Annotated in this window: 14 protein-coding genes; 9 read left to right on the top strand and 5 right to left on the bottom strand. The window is 36.6% G+C overall.

From position 1 onward, the window contains the following. Window positions 1-399: 399 nt before the first annotated feature. The 3 genes from ABEB23_RS02410 to ABEB23_RS02400 all read left to right on the top strand — a co-directional run bounded on the left by ABEB23_RS02410 (window position 400) and on the right by ABEB23_RS02400 (window position 3,119). Window positions 400-1,458, top strand: a complete 1,059-nt coding sequence (locus tag ABEB23_RS02410) for a type I restriction endonuclease (RefSeq protein WP_348810779.1) — start codon at window positions 400-402, stop codon at window positions 1,456-1,458. Window positions 1,459-1,740: 282 nt separating this feature from the next. Then, window positions 1,741-2,049, top strand: a complete 309-nt coding sequence (locus ABEB23_RS02405) for a hypothetical protein (RefSeq protein ID WP_348810778.1) — start codon at window positions 1,741-1,743, stop codon at window positions 2,047-2,049. Window positions 2,050-2,315: 266 nt separating this feature from the next. Next, window positions 2,316-3,119 (top strand): endonuclease/exonuclease/phosphatase family protein, encoded by an 804-nt coding sequence (locus tag ABEB23_RS02400; RefSeq protein ID WP_348810777.1) that lies wholly within the window; start codon window positions 2,316-2,318, stop codon window positions 3,117-3,119. Between the two features lie 72 nt (window positions 3,120-3,191). Here the strand turns inward: ABEB23_RS02400 and ABEB23_RS02395 are convergent, their stop codons facing one another. Then, on the bottom strand, window positions 3,192-4,451 hold the full coding sequence (locus ABEB23_RS02395; protein WP_348810776.1) for an asparagine synthetase B: 1,260 nt from the start codon (window positions 4,449-4,451) through the stop codon (window positions 3,192-3,194). Window positions 4,452-5,124: 673 nt separating this feature from the next. Between ABEB23_RS02395 and ABEB23_RS02390 the strand changes: the two genes are divergently transcribed. Further along, the gene (locus ABEB23_RS02390) at window positions 5,125-5,655 is read left to right on the top strand and encodes a hypothetical protein (RefSeq protein ID WP_348810775.1); all 531 of its coding nucleotides are present in this window, start codon (window positions 5,125-5,127) and stop codon (window positions 5,653-5,655) included. Window positions 5,656-5,741: 86 nt separating this feature from the next. On the opposite strand, the gene ABEB23_RS02385 is transcribed toward ABEB23_RS02390, so the two are convergent. Genes ABEB23_RS02385 through ABEB23_RS02370 form a run of 4 tightly spaced genes read right to left on the bottom strand, consistent with a single transcriptional unit; the run spans window position 5,742 to window position 8,229 of the window. Continuing rightward, on the bottom strand, window positions 5,742-6,416 hold the full coding sequence (locus tag ABEB23_RS02385) for a response regulator (RefSeq protein ID WP_348810774.1): 675 nt from the start codon (window positions 6,414-6,416) through the stop codon (window positions 5,742-5,744). Between the two features lie 2 nt (window positions 6,417-6,418). Further along, window positions 6,419-7,210, bottom strand: coding sequence for a sensor histidine kinase (locus ABEB23_RS02380; RefSeq protein ID WP_348810773.1), 792 nt, complete (start codon window positions 7,208-7,210; stop codon window positions 6,419-6,421). Window positions 7,211-7,216: 6 nt separating this feature from the next. Next, window positions 7,217-7,846 (bottom strand): hypothetical protein, encoded by a 630-nt coding sequence (locus tag ABEB23_RS02375; protein WP_348810772.1) that lies wholly within the window; start codon window positions 7,844-7,846, stop codon window positions 7,217-7,219. A 5-nt stretch (window positions 7,847-7,851) separates the two neighbouring features. Continuing rightward, entirely contained in the window at window positions 7,852-8,229 is a 378-nt protein-coding gene (locus tag ABEB23_RS02370) for a hypothetical protein (protein WP_348810771.1), read from the bottom strand. 567 nt (window positions 8,230-8,796) lie between these two features. Here ABEB23_RS02370 and ABEB23_RS02365 point away from each other — a divergent pair. The 5 genes from ABEB23_RS02365 (at window position 8,797) to ABEB23_RS02345 (ending at window position 15,430) form a co-directional block, all read left to right on the top strand. After that, a complete protein-coding gene (locus tag ABEB23_RS02365; protein ID WP_348810770.1) occupies window positions 8,797-9,354 on the top strand; it encodes a phage tail protein in 558 nt (185 codons plus the stop codon). 42 nt (window positions 9,355-9,396) lie between these two features. After that, entirely contained in the window at window positions 9,397-9,954 is a 558-nt protein-coding gene (locus tag ABEB23_RS02360) for a phage tail protein (protein ID WP_348810769.1), read from the top strand. 66 nt (window positions 9,955-10,020) lie between these two features. Continuing rightward, window positions 10,021-11,172 carry an ABC transporter substrate-binding protein gene (locus ABEB23_RS02355; RefSeq protein ID WP_348810768.1) on the top strand — a complete coding sequence of 384 codons (1,152 nt, stop codon included), beginning with the start codon at window positions 10,021-10,023 and terminating at the stop codon, window positions 11,170-11,172. 1 nt (window position 11,173) lies between these two features. Next, a complete protein-coding gene (locus ABEB23_RS02350; protein WP_348810767.1) occupies window positions 11,174-12,106 on the top strand; it encodes a methionyl-tRNA formyltransferase in 933 nt (310 codons plus the stop codon). Between the two features lie 30 nt (window positions 12,107-12,136). Beyond that, a complete protein-coding gene (locus ABEB23_RS02345) occupies window positions 12,137-15,430 on the top strand; it encodes a T9SS type A sorting domain-containing protein (protein ID WP_348810766.1) in 3,294 nt (1,097 codons plus the stop codon). Window positions 15,431-15,497: the final 67 nt, after the last annotated feature.

Raw genomic sequence — 15,497 nt, 5'->3', positions numbered from 1 at the left:
TTCCTTTAAAAAAATCTCTTTTAATTGGAATTTAGTAGAACGAAACTCCTTTAATTTTATTCTCCCTTTACGGATTTCCGTACAGATATCACTTTTCATTCACTCAGTTTACATCCATTTAAAAAAAAATCAATACAAAAAAATATCATCCAATTATTTCTTTCTCTTCTTTGTTGGTCTGCTATCCCAAAAAAGCAGAAATACCACAAACCTTCCGTCATAATACTTCCGAATTTAAACAAAAAAGGAAAAACCCCTCTAACCACCGATGGCGATAAAATTTTTGAAGGAGATATAGAAAACTAGAACTTTTATGACTTTTATTTTCCAAATGAGGAAAACCGTAAAGTATTGATTTTTAATATCAGTAGGTTTGAAATGAACTAATAAACAAATATTATGGAACTCACTATTCAACTCAAATCGTTAGCTGAAAAAATCAATCAGTTAAAAGATAAAATTGAAACCGAAGAATCTACCAAACATGCTTTTGTACTGCCATTCATAAATATGCTTGGTTATGATGCTTTCAATCCTACGGAAGTTGTACCTGAATTTACTGCCGATTTAGGTTTAAAAAAAGGAGAAAAAGTAGATTATGCTATTTTTCAAAATGGAGAACCCATTCTAATTGTTGAATGTAAAAGTTGGAAAGAAAATCTTACTATTCACAGTTCACAGTTGTTTCGCTATTTCCATGTAACCAAAACACGTTTTGCTCTTTTGACCAATGGAATTCAATATCAATTTTTCACCGATTTGGATGAAAAAAACAAAATGGATCAAAAACCATTTCTTGAATTTGACATTGCCAATCTCAAAGAAAACTCCATTGTTGAAATTGCCAAATTTCATAAATCAAGTTTCAATGTGGATCATATTGTAAATAATGCAAGTGCTTTAAAGTACGCCAAAGAAATCAAAAAACAAATCAATGATGAACTTGAAAATCCTTCCAATGAATTTATAAAACTTTTTGCCAATAAAGTCTACACTGGCAGATTGACTGAAAAAGTCATGGAAGAATTTAGAGATTTGGTCCAAAAAGCATTCAATCAATTCATCAATGAAAAAATTAATGATCGCTTAAATGCCGCTCTCAATAAAGAAACTATCAAACAACAAGAAGAAAAAATAGAACCTATTGAGGAAGAAAACCGTGTTATTACCAGCGAAGAAGAACTTGAAGCCTACCGAATTGTAGTGGCTATTTTGAGACGAAAAATTCCTGTAAACCGAATCGTTTATCGTGATACTCAATCCTATTTTGGAATTCTATTAGACGATAATAACAGAAAACCTTTATGTAGACTACATCTCAATGGAGGTAAAAAATACATTGGTCTTTTCAATGACAATAAAAATGAAATTAGACAATCCATCCAATCTGTAGATGATATCTATCAATTTGAAAAGGAGCTATTGGACACAGTTGGGTTGTATCAAACAGAAAATTAATTAATAACTAAACTAAATTGATATGAATTTAGAGAAATGTCCAAATTGCAATAAGTTATTGATCGGTAAACCTTTTTTAAAAAATAAATTTTCAACATAAAAAATGGATGTTCCTTTCTCAGTCCCATTACGGTTTTCCGTAAGAAATTAATCTATAGTAGCTCTATTTTTGAAAGAAATAGCATGATCAAAAAATTACTATATATATTACTTACATTTTGGCTAGTAACTTCTTGTAGAAAAGAACAGCAAAAAGTTCAACCTCAACCATTCTATGAAGAAGTGATTACTTCAGATGACGTTCAAACTATTACGCCAGAAGAAGCTAAAACTTATCATAAGGACACTATTTACCAATACGAATATCGAACTGGAACCTCTGGTATTTATGAATATAACTATGATGTAACCGGATTTGATTTAAATGGGAATCCAGTGAATGGTAGTATAAACGTAAAAGGAAAATATGGAGCCGGAATTATTACTAATAATGAGGATGAAGAAATCAACATTGAAGTAGAATGGATAGATTACGGAAAACTTAAAGGTATTGATAATGAAGGTAATGAATATGACTTAGAAGTTAACTAATACAATCACTTAATGAAACTTATTGTAAACTTATTATTCACAATTCTTACAGTATTTCCAACTGCCGAAACGAGCGTCTATTTATGTGGTTCAACTGGTGCAAAAAAATACCACTACAGTGAATCATGTCGAGGGCTTAATTCCTGTAAACACAAAATTGTAAAAGTATCTCTAAACCAAGCTCAGGGTTATGGACTAGAACTTTGTGGTTGGGAAGATTAATAATTCTTTTTACAATCTTTATATTTGGCAATTAATCCTGAAAAATGAAGAAAATATTCATTGTTCTCTTTTTACTTTTTTCTACTTCCTTTTTCTCCCAAACCAAACTCCTTTCTTGGAATCTGGAAAACTTTGGCAAGTCAAAATCTAAGGAAACCATAAACCATATTGCCAATACACTGCGGGAGTATGACCTTATCGCAATTCAGGAGGTCGTTGCAGGTTATGGCGGTGCGCAGGCAGTTGCAAAACTGGCCGATGAACTCAATCGAAAGGGAGCCAAATGGGACTATGTAATTAGTGACCCTACGAGCAGCAGCTCCTATAAGACGGAGCGTTATGCATTTATCTGGAAAACCAGTAAACTTAAAAAAATTGGAAGAGCCTGGCTCGAAAAAAAATACCATTTAGAGATTGACAGAGAGCCTTATTTTTGCACCTTTCAACATGAAAACAAACAATTTACGGTGGTCAACTTTCACGCTATTACCAAGAGCAAACAGCCCGAAACCGAGATTAAATATTTCAAATTTCTACCGGCTGAATATCCCGCTTTGAATTTGATTTTTGCTGGTGATTTCAATTGTCCGCAATCGCATACAGTTTTCAATCCGCTGAAAAAAATGGGCTATCAGTCCGTTTTGGTCAACCAAAAAACTTCCTTAAAACAGGAATGCAAAAACAATATTTGTCTGGCTTCCGAATTTGATAATATGTTTTACGAAACCACCAAGTTCAAAAACACCAAATCCGGTTTCATTCCGTTTTACAAAAATTTTAATTCGCTGAAAGAAGCCAGAAATATTTCAGATCATATCCCAATTTGGTTTGAATTCTCTTTGAATTAATTCCATAAAAAACACCTGAACTGTTGTAGAAACAAATCAGGTGTTTTTTATACTTTATAAATAGTAAATCCGTTAGGTTTTCATTTTTTTCTTTCTGGCTGCAGGAAACAGCACATTATTCAAGATTAACCGATAACCCGGAGAATTTGGATGCAAATCCAGAACAGTCGGCGGATCTCCCACCTGATGCTGAAAATCTTCAGGATCATGCCCGGAATAAAATGTATACATTCCTTTTCCTTTTTCACCATGAATATACCTCGCTTCCCCGTTAAGCTCACAGGCCCCCATCACCAACACATTCGATTTAATTAATGCCGCATCAAAAGAGGTCGTTTGCCCCATGAATCCTTTCACCAGTTGGGTATGATTCTGGCAGAGCATACTGGGAATCGGATCCCATTTTGCCGAAAATTCCATCAAGGTGAAATAGTCTTTCTCCATAGGAATTCTTCTTTTCAAAGTCATATCTATATTTGAAAATTCATATTGCTCCGGTCTTCTTTCCAAAATAAAATCTTTGAAGGCAAATGAATTGTTGTAATTGATTTTGGATTGGTAATTGCCCTCACTGGCATCGCCATCAAACATCGTTTCACAAATATCCACACCATCTGCAGCCAAGGCAATATCAAAACTATCCGTTGCAGAACACATTGCAAACATAAAACCACCACCTATTACAAAATCTCTGATTTTTTTGGCAACAGCCCCTTTCTCCTGCGATACTTTGGCATAACCTAATTTAGTGGCCAAAGCTTCTGCCTCTTTCTTTTGTTCAATATACCAAGGCACGTTTTTATAAGCACCATAAAATTTTCCGTACTGTCCCGTAAAATCTTCATGATGCAAATGCAGCCAATCGTACAACAATAACTGATCTGCCAGTACTTCTTCATCATAAATGGGCGTAAATGGGATTTCGGCATAAGTCAAAACCAATGTTACAGCATCATCCCAGGGTTGTTTCCCTTTAGGGGTATAAACGGCAATTTTTGGCGCTTTTTCTAAGACAACCGATTCCATATTCTGGGAAGGACTGGAAATTTCGTTAAGGATTGCAACTTCTTCACTATCGGAAAGGATCTCGAAACTCACTCCCCTAATCTGGCATTCTTTACGAATCTCCTCCGCATCAGGCAGCAAAAAAGAACCGCCACGGTAATTGAGTAACCAGCTGGCCTTGTAGTTTTTATTTAAACACCAATACGTTATGCCGTATGCCTTAAGATGATTTTGTTGTGAAGTTTCATCCATAGGCAACAGAATAAAAGAGGCGCGTGCCGATACTGACAGCAGCAATAAAAGCAGATACACTATTTTTTTGGACATAAGTATAAATCTATGTTAACTATAAAAAACAGGTAAAAATACGCATTTATCAATTGTTCGAACTCGTTAACTTTGAATAAATAATAAGACATTTTACAATGATGATTAGTAACGTTATGCAAGAGAACAGAAAAATAAAAAATTTTTTAATTTTTTTAAAAAAAATGAGTGTATGCCTATTGATTGTTACGCTTATAGCGTATTATGTAATTTCTATTCTATTTATTATTTCTTAATTTCAATAAACGAATAACATCCTTATAAAAATTAGTAAAGAAAATATACGTTTTTAAATCCTACTCCTGAAATACGCTTTAGCTCCCAATCTAAATAACAGCGCTTTCAAATTTGATTAAATTTTATAGCCTCAAAAAACAGGCTTCATGAATCATGAATTCCTGAGCCATCCAAAAAAATCCCCAAAATTCCTACTGGCTGTTTTATTAATTTACAAACAAATTGCTTATGACTCTATTTTTTAAAACAGGTCATCATCCCTTTTTTTAAAAACATAAAGAAATAGGGACTAAACCTAAAATTGATTGTGTTTCCTTATAAATAAGCCATGAACTTATTGGTTTATACTGTCATTATTTGCTTGACACCACTGATTATAAGAGGATACAGATCGTACACTATCATTTTACCAAACCCTTTATTAAACTCGCACATCATGAAAACACTTATTATTACGTTGTTATTGGTAATTTTTACCCATACAGCATACAGCCAAATGGCGTTGCCAGCCGATTTTGAGAATGAAAATCCCGGACTTGCCCCCCTACCCAGCATTATTGTGAAAACAAACGGAAAAACCATGGAAGCCTATGTACCAGACAAGCACTCAGATGCAGTAGTAAATGGGCTTCAAAGAAAATTTGTCGATTATTTTGTTCAAGAAACTGATACAGAAAATCCCACCTACAGACTCTGTTTGGAAATCGAAAGAGGGACTATATTAGCATCCTATGACGATGACCAAAAATTAGCCAGTGTAGAGGAAACCTATAAAAGAGTAAAACTCCCCAATGCGGTTGTGACTTCGGTGCTCAATGAATTTCCGGGTTGGAAAATTACTGATGATACCTATTTTTATTTTCAAAAAAATGGTGTGATTACAAAAAAACAATACCGACTTAAACTTGAGAAAGAAAATAAAATACGCACTATTGTAGTGCTTGCAGATGGTCAGATTAAAGAATAAATCTATCGTTTATAAAAATAAAAAAGAGCCTACTCCATTGATTTTGAGTCGGCTCTTTTATTGGTAATTATAGACGGGAATTTTCTTTATTCTAATAAATCTCCCAGAGTCACAATTTCGTTTTGAATGGCATAAACCACCAATCCTGCCACATTTTTACATTCTGTTTTTAATAATAAATTATTTCTGTGACCTTCAACTGTTCTTGGACTTATAAAAAGTTTTTCTGCGATTTCAGCTGTGTTCTTTTGTTCACAGACCAACCTAAGTACCTCTAATTCTCTAGAGCTAAGAAAATTGGTATCAAAATGACTTCTGGTATTTTTACTGGCCAACACATTATCATGAATGTTTTTCATTACAAACTCATCATAATAAAATCCTTTTTTAGCTACTTCATTAATTGTTGTCAGTAATTCCTGTGGTGTAGCGTTTTTGACCAAATAAGAAACGGCGCCAACACTTATCATATTAGCTATAAATGATTTCGAATTATAACTGGTTAATGCTATAATTTTAATTTCCGGAAAATCTTTACGAATCATTTTAGTAGCTTCCACTCCATTTAATACAGGCATCTTCAAATCCATAACAATAATATCGGGATGAATCTTGCTTTCCTTCAAAAACGAAATCAGTTCACCACCATCTGAAGCTTCAAAAATAATATCAATGTTTTTTTCTCTTCCCAACAAAAAGGAAATTCCTTTTCTAAACAGAATTTCATCGTCGGCTAAAACTATTTTTATTTTGGTTTCCATCGTTAAAAATTAAAAACAACTGCGATTCCTTTCTTGACACCAGAGTCAAAGTTAATGGAACCATTTAAAAAAGTCACCCTGCTTTCTATATTTTTCATCCCCAGACCATTTTGATGTTTTTTATCATTCATCTCAAAACCAATTCCGTTGTCTTTGTACGTACAAACTTTCGCTCCATTCTTTTCATCAAATGCAATAGAGATTTCAGTTGCTTTTCCGTGACGCAGCGAATTATTCATCAATTCCTGCAAAATCCTGAAAACGTGCAAATGCCTGTCTCTGTCCTCATTGTCAAATTGGGTTGCATTTTGGTAATGAACAGCCACCTTCTTGCTGCTGTTGAATTCAAAACACAACTCTTCTACTCCGGCATGAAGTCCAAATTTATCCAAAACAGGAGGTAATAAACCGTGGGCTATTTTTCTTGAATTTTCTAATGCCTTGGTGGTAAGATTGAGAATATTTGCTGTGATTTCAGCGAGTTCTTTGTCGGACAAATCCGGTGTGGTGAGCAAATGGGTATTCAGGGATACGATATTCAATTTTGAACTGATGTCATCGTGCAAATCTTGGGCGATGCGTTTGCGTTCTTCTTCCTGGGTGATTATTCCGGCCCGAAGTAACTCCTTTTGATGATAAATTTCCAAGTCTTTTTTTTCTAATTCCTTCTGGATAATTTTCTTTCTCGAAAAATAGAAAAACAAGACCAAAACCAATCCCATCAACAGAAAAGCGGCACAGCTGTACATAATTATGGCCACTAAATCACTCTCCAGAATAACGTCTTTTTTCATTTTTTTTTATTGAATTCCCTTTTTATAAAAGCTTTTCTTCCACTCTATTAAAATTAAAACTTGATAAATGATATACAAAAAAGCATTTAGAGTCCAAGTGATTAGACTCATTTTTGGGCTTAATACAGCTGTTAAATTTCCCACCAAATACAAGATAGAACTTCCGAACAGATACATTAAAATTCCTATATTAATATAATAAAATTCTTTTTTCTCATTCAACATATTGTAAAAATGAAAAGTTGCATAAATAATAAGCAAAAAAGAAGTAATGAATATTTCGAATAAGTTGAATTTGTAAAATAAACCTGGATTGTAAGCATATTGAACTGCCAGAGCCAACAGTCCTAAAACTAAACCTATCTTCACAGCCTTTTTTTGGTAATCATCTTTCAAAATAGATAAATAAAAAAAACTCAACAAAACTAATTGTCCAATAAAATACAAATGGGTTGTAAACAGATTTTGATAATCAATTTTATAGAAAAGCTCTGCAAGCATTTGAATTATAAATATCATCCCTAAATATCCCGCAAAAATCTTATAGGCTTTTCCTTGTTTGGAAAAGCCTTTTAAAAATAAGATCAAATTGATCAATAAGATTAAATATCCAATATATACAAATAGTATTATCATCAATTCTATTGAAACATTGGACTTGCCGGATCACAAACTGGAGGACAAGGTCGTGTAACATCATAAATATCATCCGCTGCAGCGGCAACATCTCCGTCTCCAACCGTAATCATATCCACATAAATACCAGTAGCCGCATCGTATTTAGTACCTACAATCATTAATTTTTCAACTCCTTCATCGTCAACGCCAATATAAGCTCTTACGGCATCAATGCCTTCGGCTAATACTTCCTGCAAATCAATTTTAGGAATCAGGAACGCATGCAATTCATGATGTTTGTTGTAATTTCCTTCTTTCTTGGACCAACGTTTTGCCCATTTTTGTGCTTCTTTAAGCGGAATAGTGTTTACTTTTTTAGCTGCTGTGGTTTCTTCAGACATAATTTTTTAGTTTTTATGGTTGTACTTTTTATTGGTTAAAAAACAGATTGCTAAACTAGTCATTTTTTTAAGTTTTAACAAAAAAAAGAGTACGATTGAAATCTTGGGATATAGCAGAATCCTCAAGAAAAGGCTATTGTTGTGCCTTTTTTAATTAACCTATTTATCAATAATTTCCTCCACTTAATTCGCAAAGCCGCGTTCTTATTGAGATCCTTCTTTAAAATTTTGTTAGAATACTTCCTAATAATCAAACATTGCATTAAAACCATAATCAACTACATAACAAACACTTAATACTCAACAAAACTAAAAACAGGTGTAAATACCTATTTTTCAATCTCCTTTCGAACCTAAATTTGTTTTAAACTTTAAAGGAATACCGGTGAAACAAATCATTTTAAAGAATCAAGCTTTTAGGCCCAAAATCACAGGTGAAAAACAGCGCCATTCAGAACTCGAAAATCTAAACCTGTACTGTTGTAATTCAGCAGAAATTTCACAACAGAAAATTCTCTTTTAAAGCCCCAAAAATTAACCATTTAAATAATCATAAACACTATTACTATGTCAACAGAACCATTTATTGGAGAAATTAAAATTTTCGGATTCGATTTTGCCCCTAAAAGTTATGCCAATTGCAATGGACAGATCATGTCCATTTCACAAAACACGGCTTTATTCTCATTATTAGGAACCGCTTATGGCGGTAACGGAGTACAGACTTTTGCCTTACCTGATTTACAAGGTCGCGCAGCAATAGGACAAGGGACCGGAGCCGGATTACCATCCTATGCCATGGGGCAATTGGATGGAGCTCCTAATATTGCTTTAACACTATCAAACATGCCAGCTCATGCCCATACACTAAATACAGCGTCTGCAAAATTAAAAGCTTCCTCTGCAAATGCCGATGAAACAGCTCCAGAAGGTAACTTTCCTGCTAACGCTGCAAGCCCGGTTTATTCAGGTAACGGGGCAACCACTGGGACTTATACAGGAGGTGTCGAGCTTTCCGGTTCTACAGATATCAGCGGATCAGGCATTCCTGTTTCTGTGATGAATCCTTATCTCGTAGTCAATTATTCTATTGCTATTTATGGCATTTTTCCTAGTCGCAATTAATAGTGTCCCTTACTACAATTACTAATTCGAAAAACAAAAATTATGTCAACAGAACCATTCATTGGAGAAATTAAAATTTTAGGGTTTAATTTCCCGCCAAGAGGATATGAGATTTGCGCTGGACAAGTCATTTCGATCGCAGAGAACACCGCTCTTTTTTCATTAATAGGAACCAACTACGGAGGCGATGGTCAAAATACTTTTGGTCTTCCTGATTTACAAGGCCGTATGCCAATTGGTCAAGGGCAAGGTCCCGGACTTCCAAATTATCTTATAGGACAAACGGGAGGCACTCCAAATGTATCGATACTACCATCAAATATGCCGCCGCATGGGCACACCTTGAATGCAGCTTCTGCTAAATTAAAAGCTTCCTCTGCAAATGCCGATGAAACAGCTCCAGAAGGTAACTTTCCTGCAAATGCTGCCAGTCCGGTGTACTCAGGCAATGGCCCAACCAGCGGAACTTATACCGGTGGCGTTGAGCTTTCCGGATCTACAGATACCAGCGGATCGGGTCTGCCAGTCGATGTCATGAACCCGTACTTGGTCATTAATTATTCCATTGCCTTAGAAGGAATATTTCCAAGTAGAAGCTAATTGAAATTATCATAAAGAGGAAATTTTCAGATCGAAAATTTCCTCTTTTAATTACTAAAAGAAAACATGCAAACAATAGGAATTTTACTGGCTCGCTCCACTTACTATGAAACCATAGGTTTTGATTTATACGAGGGACTACGATCCGGATTAAAGCAATCAGGGCGAACGGATATTAGAATCGTAACAGAAAATATAGGCTTTGGTGCTGACAAACAACAATGTTATCGCAGTGCCGAAAAACTTTTATTGGAAGAAAACACCTCTCTGGTAATTGCTTATATAGGGCATCGAACCGCACAATTGCTTCGCCCTTTATTTCTGGCCGCTAATAAAATGCTGATTGTTTTAGATACTGGTGCTAATTTGCCCCAGGAATGGCCAAGTTGTCCTAATATTTTTTATCATTCGCTTCATAATGCATTAGGCGCCTGGCTGTCTGCAAAAGAAGCCTTTAACGATGGGTATAAAAGTGCCGGAATGGTGACCGGTTATTATGATGGCGGCTATCTGCATACCCATAGTATTTCTAAAAGTTTTGAAGTTAGCGGTGGCAAAATTGTCTTCAATCATGCGACTGGGTACAAAACAGAAGATTTTACTGTGGCCCCTCTCCAATCTCATTTAGACCAATTTCCAGATAGCGCTTTACTAAGTATTTTTAGCGGTGATTTTGTACAATGGTATTTTGAAGGTATTAAAACCGCATTTGGTGATGAAAAGATTCCAATCTACTTACCTCCTTTTGGATTTGAAGAATCAATGCTTGCCACTACAGAATATCCTAATAACACCATAAAAGGTATCGCTGCCTGGTCAAAAAAAATAAAATCCCCCGAGAATAAAATCTTTACCGAAACAATCACTGCAGCGGGCAGAACCCCCAATTTATTCTCATTATTAAGTTGGGAAAGTGCTGTAATCGCTCTAAAAGTGCTTGAATTGATGGATCAGCATAAAAACAATATTGTACAGATTGCGGCCAGTTTACAATCGTTCGAATTTGTAGGTCCAAGAGGAAACATCTATTTTGATTCAAAAACCAATACTTCCATTTCACCATTGTATAAAGCAAGCATTGTAGCTAACCCTGAAGGGAAATGTGAAGTACAATTAGAGGGTGAGGCTGATGCTATACATGAAAATTTCGAACAATTAATCAATGAGGATTTAAACCAATCAAGATCAGCTTGGTATAACAGTTATGTCTGTATTTAATATGGAAAAACAGAAAAAAATACTGGTATTGTGTGGCGGAAAATTTGCCTTTAAAACATTGCAATTACTGGCATATGAAAAATTTATATGCGGCATAGCCATTGGTAAAGGCAGTGACACAATTATAGAAGCTTTAGAAAGAGAATCTGAAGACAACAACATCGGTTTTAAATCTTTTCCGAATCAAAAAAGTATTACTGAAATGAGGTCTTGGATTGATACCATTCAACCCGACTATATTTTTTGCATCTCATTTCCCTTCTTGCTTCCCGAAACAGTTTTGTCTTACGGAGAGGATAAATTCATCAATTTCCATCCTGGTCCTTTGCCACAATACCGTGGACCGATGCCCATTTTTGAAGTCCTTAAAAATCAGGAAACAGAAACAGCTATTTGTGCACACTTTATGAACTCCAAATTCGATCAAGGAAATATTATTTTTAACGACCCTGTTCTTATCGAAAATGGTGACACTTATGGAAAACTAACAATCCGATTAAGTGAACGCATGGCTCAGGTGACTTTGAATATGGCCAATATGGTACAATTTGCAAGTAAAATCCCTAGCCAATCGCAAGATGAAAACTTGTCCTACTACTATGAAAAACCGGAATTAGCGGACACCTATATTAATTGGAAACGAATGTCTGCCCAAGAAATCATTTCACTAGTTAATGCCTGTAACCCTTGGAATATAGGCGCTGATGCTTCAATTCTTGGAGAACAGGTCAAAATAATCTCAGCAACTATATTGAATCAACCACATACCCATCAGGCAGGGACAATTGTATCGCTCAAAGACACTCTTAACATTGCTTGTGAAGACAACTTACAAATTGCTGTTGAGATTCTCAGTACAGACATTGGTATTATGACAGCTCGACAATTTGCAGTTTTAAAACCAAGCACATTTAATGACCACATTAAAATTTAGAATCAACCATTAATTTAAATCTATTTGATTATGAAAAAGAACTTTACATTAACCTTTGCGATACTAATGTGTCTCTTTTATATACAAGGAAAAGCGCAAACGCAATTTTGGAGTGACACTTTTGAAGATACTGGTGCCCCAAGTATAGGGACAAGAACACCTTCTATTACTGAATTTTCATGTGGCGGTCCCCCTGCGACTTCTTATTTTTTTAGAACAGCACTCTCAGGAATTGCGATACAAAGCGGAACGTATTCTGCTTTTCAAGGAACAAAATTCTGGGCCGGTGAAAATATTGATTTTGGTCCAACCTGCACCAATATCTCTATAAGCGCCAACCAGCAAGTTACGTGGAGTGGGATTGATATTTCAGGAAAATCGGGTTTATCGTTTAAAGGACTCTTTGCAGCAAGTGATCTAAATACAAGTTGGCAGGGTATCGATTGGAAAGCTACAAATTTACAAGATTTTCTCGTTGTCGAATATCGAATTAATGGTACTGGTAACTGGATAAAAGCTGTAGCATTCTATGCTTCGGATCCAAATTTCAGCACTAATTTAAAGTTAGACACAAATGGTGATGAATCTGGTGATGGAGCTGCTTTGAGTTATGCTTTTAGTGAATTTACAGCTAATATTACCGGTACAGGAACAACTTTGGATATTCGTTTAAACTGTTTCACAAATGGTACTAATGCGGAGTTTGCCATTGACAACTTTCGTTTACTTTCAACACCTGCCGCGACAGCGTCAACCGTTACAACAACCGCTGCTTCAGGAGTTGGCGCAACAAAAGCAACTCTTGGCGGAAATGTTACCGCAGATGGCGGAGCAACAGTAACGGAAAGAGGTATTGTTTGGGCCACTACTGCCAACCCCACCACTGCCAATACTAAAGTAGCCAATGGCTCGGGAACGGGGAGTTTTAGTGCAACAATTTCCTCTCTGCCTGCAGGAACACTTGTGCATTTTAGAGCGTATGCAATCAATTCGGCAGGAACGAGCTATGGATCAGATTTGACTTTTACTACGGGTGCTGGTTTATTTGCATCGACCGGCCAAACGAATGTTTCTTGTAATGGCGGCTCTAATGGTGCTGCATCAGTAACGGCTTCAGGCGGTATCGCATCTTATTCCTATAATTGGTCACCCTCAGGTGGATCGAGTGCTTGGGCATCAGGTTTAACCGCCGGATCCTATACCTGTACAATTACTGATGGAGAATCAACACAAATTACAAAAAATTTCACGATTACGCAGCCTTCAGCCATCACCGCAACTACTTCTCAAATCAATGTATCTTGCAATGGAGGTAGTAATGGTTCGGCCGCGGTAACGGCTTCAGGAGGAACGGGAACCTTGACTTATTCTTGGTCTCCTTCTGGTGGAACAGGAGCTACAGCTACAGGCTTAACGGCAGGAGCTTACACCTGCACTATTACAGATGCTAATTTGTGTTCAATTACTAAAAATTTCACGATTACGCAGCCTCCAGCCATCACCGCAACCTCTTCACAAAGCGATATTTCTTGCAACGGTGGTAGTAATGGCTCAGCCACGGTAACCGCTTCAGGAGGAACAGGAACCTTGACTTATTCTTGGTCTCCTTCGGGGGGAGCCGGGGCTACAGCTACAGGATTGGCTACAGGAAATTATACCTGCACTATTTCAGATGCTAATTTGTGCTCAATTACTAAAAACTTTACGATTACGGAGCCTTCGGCTATTACCGCAACCACTTCACAAACCAATGTATCTTGCAATGGAGGCAATAATGGTTTGGCAACAGTAACGGCTTCGGGAGGAACAGGAACACTGACTTATTCTTGGTCTCCTTCGGGTGGAACAGGAGCTACAGCTACAGGATTGGCTGCAGGAAATTATACCTGCACTATTTCAGATGCTAATTTGTGCTCAATTACTAAAAACTTTACCATTACGGAGTCTTCAGCCATCACCGCAACCACTTCACAAACCGATATTTCTTGCAACGGAGGTAGTAATGGCTCAGCAACGGTAGCAGCTTCAGGGGGAACAGGAACCTTGGCTTATTCTTGGTCTCCTTCGGGTGGAACAGGGGCTACAGCTACAGGATTGACCGCAGGAAATTATACTTGCACTATTACAGATGCTAATTTGTGCTCAATTACTAAAAACTTCACGATTATAGAGCCTTCGGCTATTACCGCAACCACTTCACAAACCGATAATACTTGTAACGGTGGCAATGAAGGATCAGCCACAGTAACGGCTTCGGGAGGAACAGGAACGCTGACTTATTCTTGGTCTCCTTCGGGTGGAACAGGAGCTACAGCTACAGGATTGACTGCAGGAGCTTACACCTGCACTATTACAGATGCTAATTTGTGTTCAATTACTAAAAATTTTACGATTACGCAGCCTTCAGCCATCACCGCAACCACTTCACAAACCAATATTGCCTGTAACGGAGGAAGTGAAGGATCAGCCGCAGTAACGGCTTCGGGAGGAACAGGAATATTGACTTATTCTTGGTCTCCTTCGGGTGGAACAGGAGCTACAGCTACAGGATTGGCTGCAGGAAATTATACCTGCACTATTACAGATGCTAATTTGTGTTCAATTACTAAAAATTTTACTATTACTCAGCCTTCAGCCATCACCGCAACCACTTCACAAACCGATAATACTTGCAACGGAGGTAGTAATGGCTCAGCCACGGTAACCGCCTCAGGAGGAACAGGAATATTGACTTATTCTTGGTCTCCTTCGGGTGGAACAGGAGCAACAGCTACAGGATTGGCTGCAGGAAATTATACCTGCACTATTTCAGATGCTAATTTGTGCTCAATTACTAAAAACTTCACGATTACAGAGCCTTCGGCTATTGACAAGTTTGTTTCAGTTAGTTCGAATACCTTAACCGCAAATCAAACTGGTGCTACTTATCAATGGTTTGATTGCGCAAATGCTCTTATACCTGATGCAATTGGTCAATCATTCCTTCCAACAGCTAATGGTTCTTACAAAGTGGAAATAACTCTGAATGGTTGTACTATCGTTTCGGATTGTGTCCTTATTACCACATTGGCCACAGCTGATTTCGAATCAAAATCTAAGTTTTTGATGTATCCAAATCCAAGTAAGGGAATCATCAGCATTCTATCAGATACTGATGGTGATTTTAAAGTTGTAAATCAAGTGGGACAAACAGTTAAGACGTTCAAAGTAACAAACAGCAGCAATAATACAATCGATTTAGAATATCTAAACAACGGCATCTATTTTATTCAGGGTACCAATGGAACGAAAATAACAACTGGAAAATTGATTATTAAAAAATAATCCAGTCCATTTCTTAAATGCAAAAGAGGCTGTCCAAATGGGCAGCCTCTCTTTATTTTTAGATCTT

It is taken from the genome of Flavobacterium maritimum (genome assembly GCF_040049085.1).
Lineage (GTDB): Bacteria > Bacteroidota > Bacteroidia > Flavobacteriales > Flavobacteriaceae > Flavobacterium > Flavobacterium maritimum.
The sequence above is the reverse complement of the archived record's forward strand: the minus strand, read 5'-3'. Positions and strand labels throughout refer to the sequence as shown.

Coding starts and splice junctions, on each gene's coding strand:
- ABEB23_RS02410 (WP_348810779.1), top strand. CDS start 400: ATGGAACTCACTATTCAACTCAAATCGTTAGCTGAAAAAATCAATCAG.
- ABEB23_RS02400 (WP_348810777.1), top strand. CDS start 2,316: ATGAAGAAAATATTCATTGTTCTCTTTTTACTTTTTTCTACTTCCTTT.
- ABEB23_RS02395 (WP_348810776.1), bottom strand. CDS start 4,451: ATGTCCAAAAAAATAGTGTATCTGCTTTTATTGCTGCTGTCAGTATCG.
- ABEB23_RS02390 (WP_348810775.1), top strand. CDS start 5,125: ATGAAAACACTTATTATTACGTTGTTATTGGTAATTTTTACCCATACA.
- ABEB23_RS02385 (WP_348810774.1), bottom strand. CDS start 6,416: ATGGAAACCAAAATAAAAATAGTTTTAGCCGACGATGAAATTCTGTTT.
- ABEB23_RS02380 (WP_348810773.1), bottom strand. CDS start 7,210: ATGAAAAAAGACGTTATTCTGGAGAGTGATTTAGTGGCCATAATTATG.
- ABEB23_RS02375 (WP_348810772.1), bottom strand. CDS start 7,846: ATGATAATACTATTTGTATATATTGGATATTTAATCTTATTGATCAAT.
- ABEB23_RS02370 (WP_348810771.1), bottom strand. CDS start 8,229: ATGTCTGAAGAAACCACAGCAGCTAAAAAAGTAAACACTATTCCGCTT.
- ABEB23_RS02365 (WP_348810770.1), top strand. CDS start 8,797: ATGTCAACAGAACCATTTATTGGAGAAATTAAAATTTTCGGATTCGAT.
- ABEB23_RS02360 (WP_348810769.1), top strand. CDS start 9,397: ATGTCAACAGAACCATTCATTGGAGAAATTAAAATTTTAGGGTTTAAT.
- ABEB23_RS02355 (WP_348810768.1), top strand. CDS start 10,021: ATGCAAACAATAGGAATTTTACTGGCTCGCTCCACTTACTATGAAACC.
- ABEB23_RS02350 (WP_348810767.1), top strand. CDS start 11,174: ATGGAAAAACAGAAAAAAATACTGGTATTGTGTGGCGGAAAATTTGCC.
- ABEB23_RS02345 (WP_348810766.1), top strand. CDS start 12,137: ATGAAAAAGAACTTTACATTAACCTTTGCGATACTAATGTGTCTCTTT.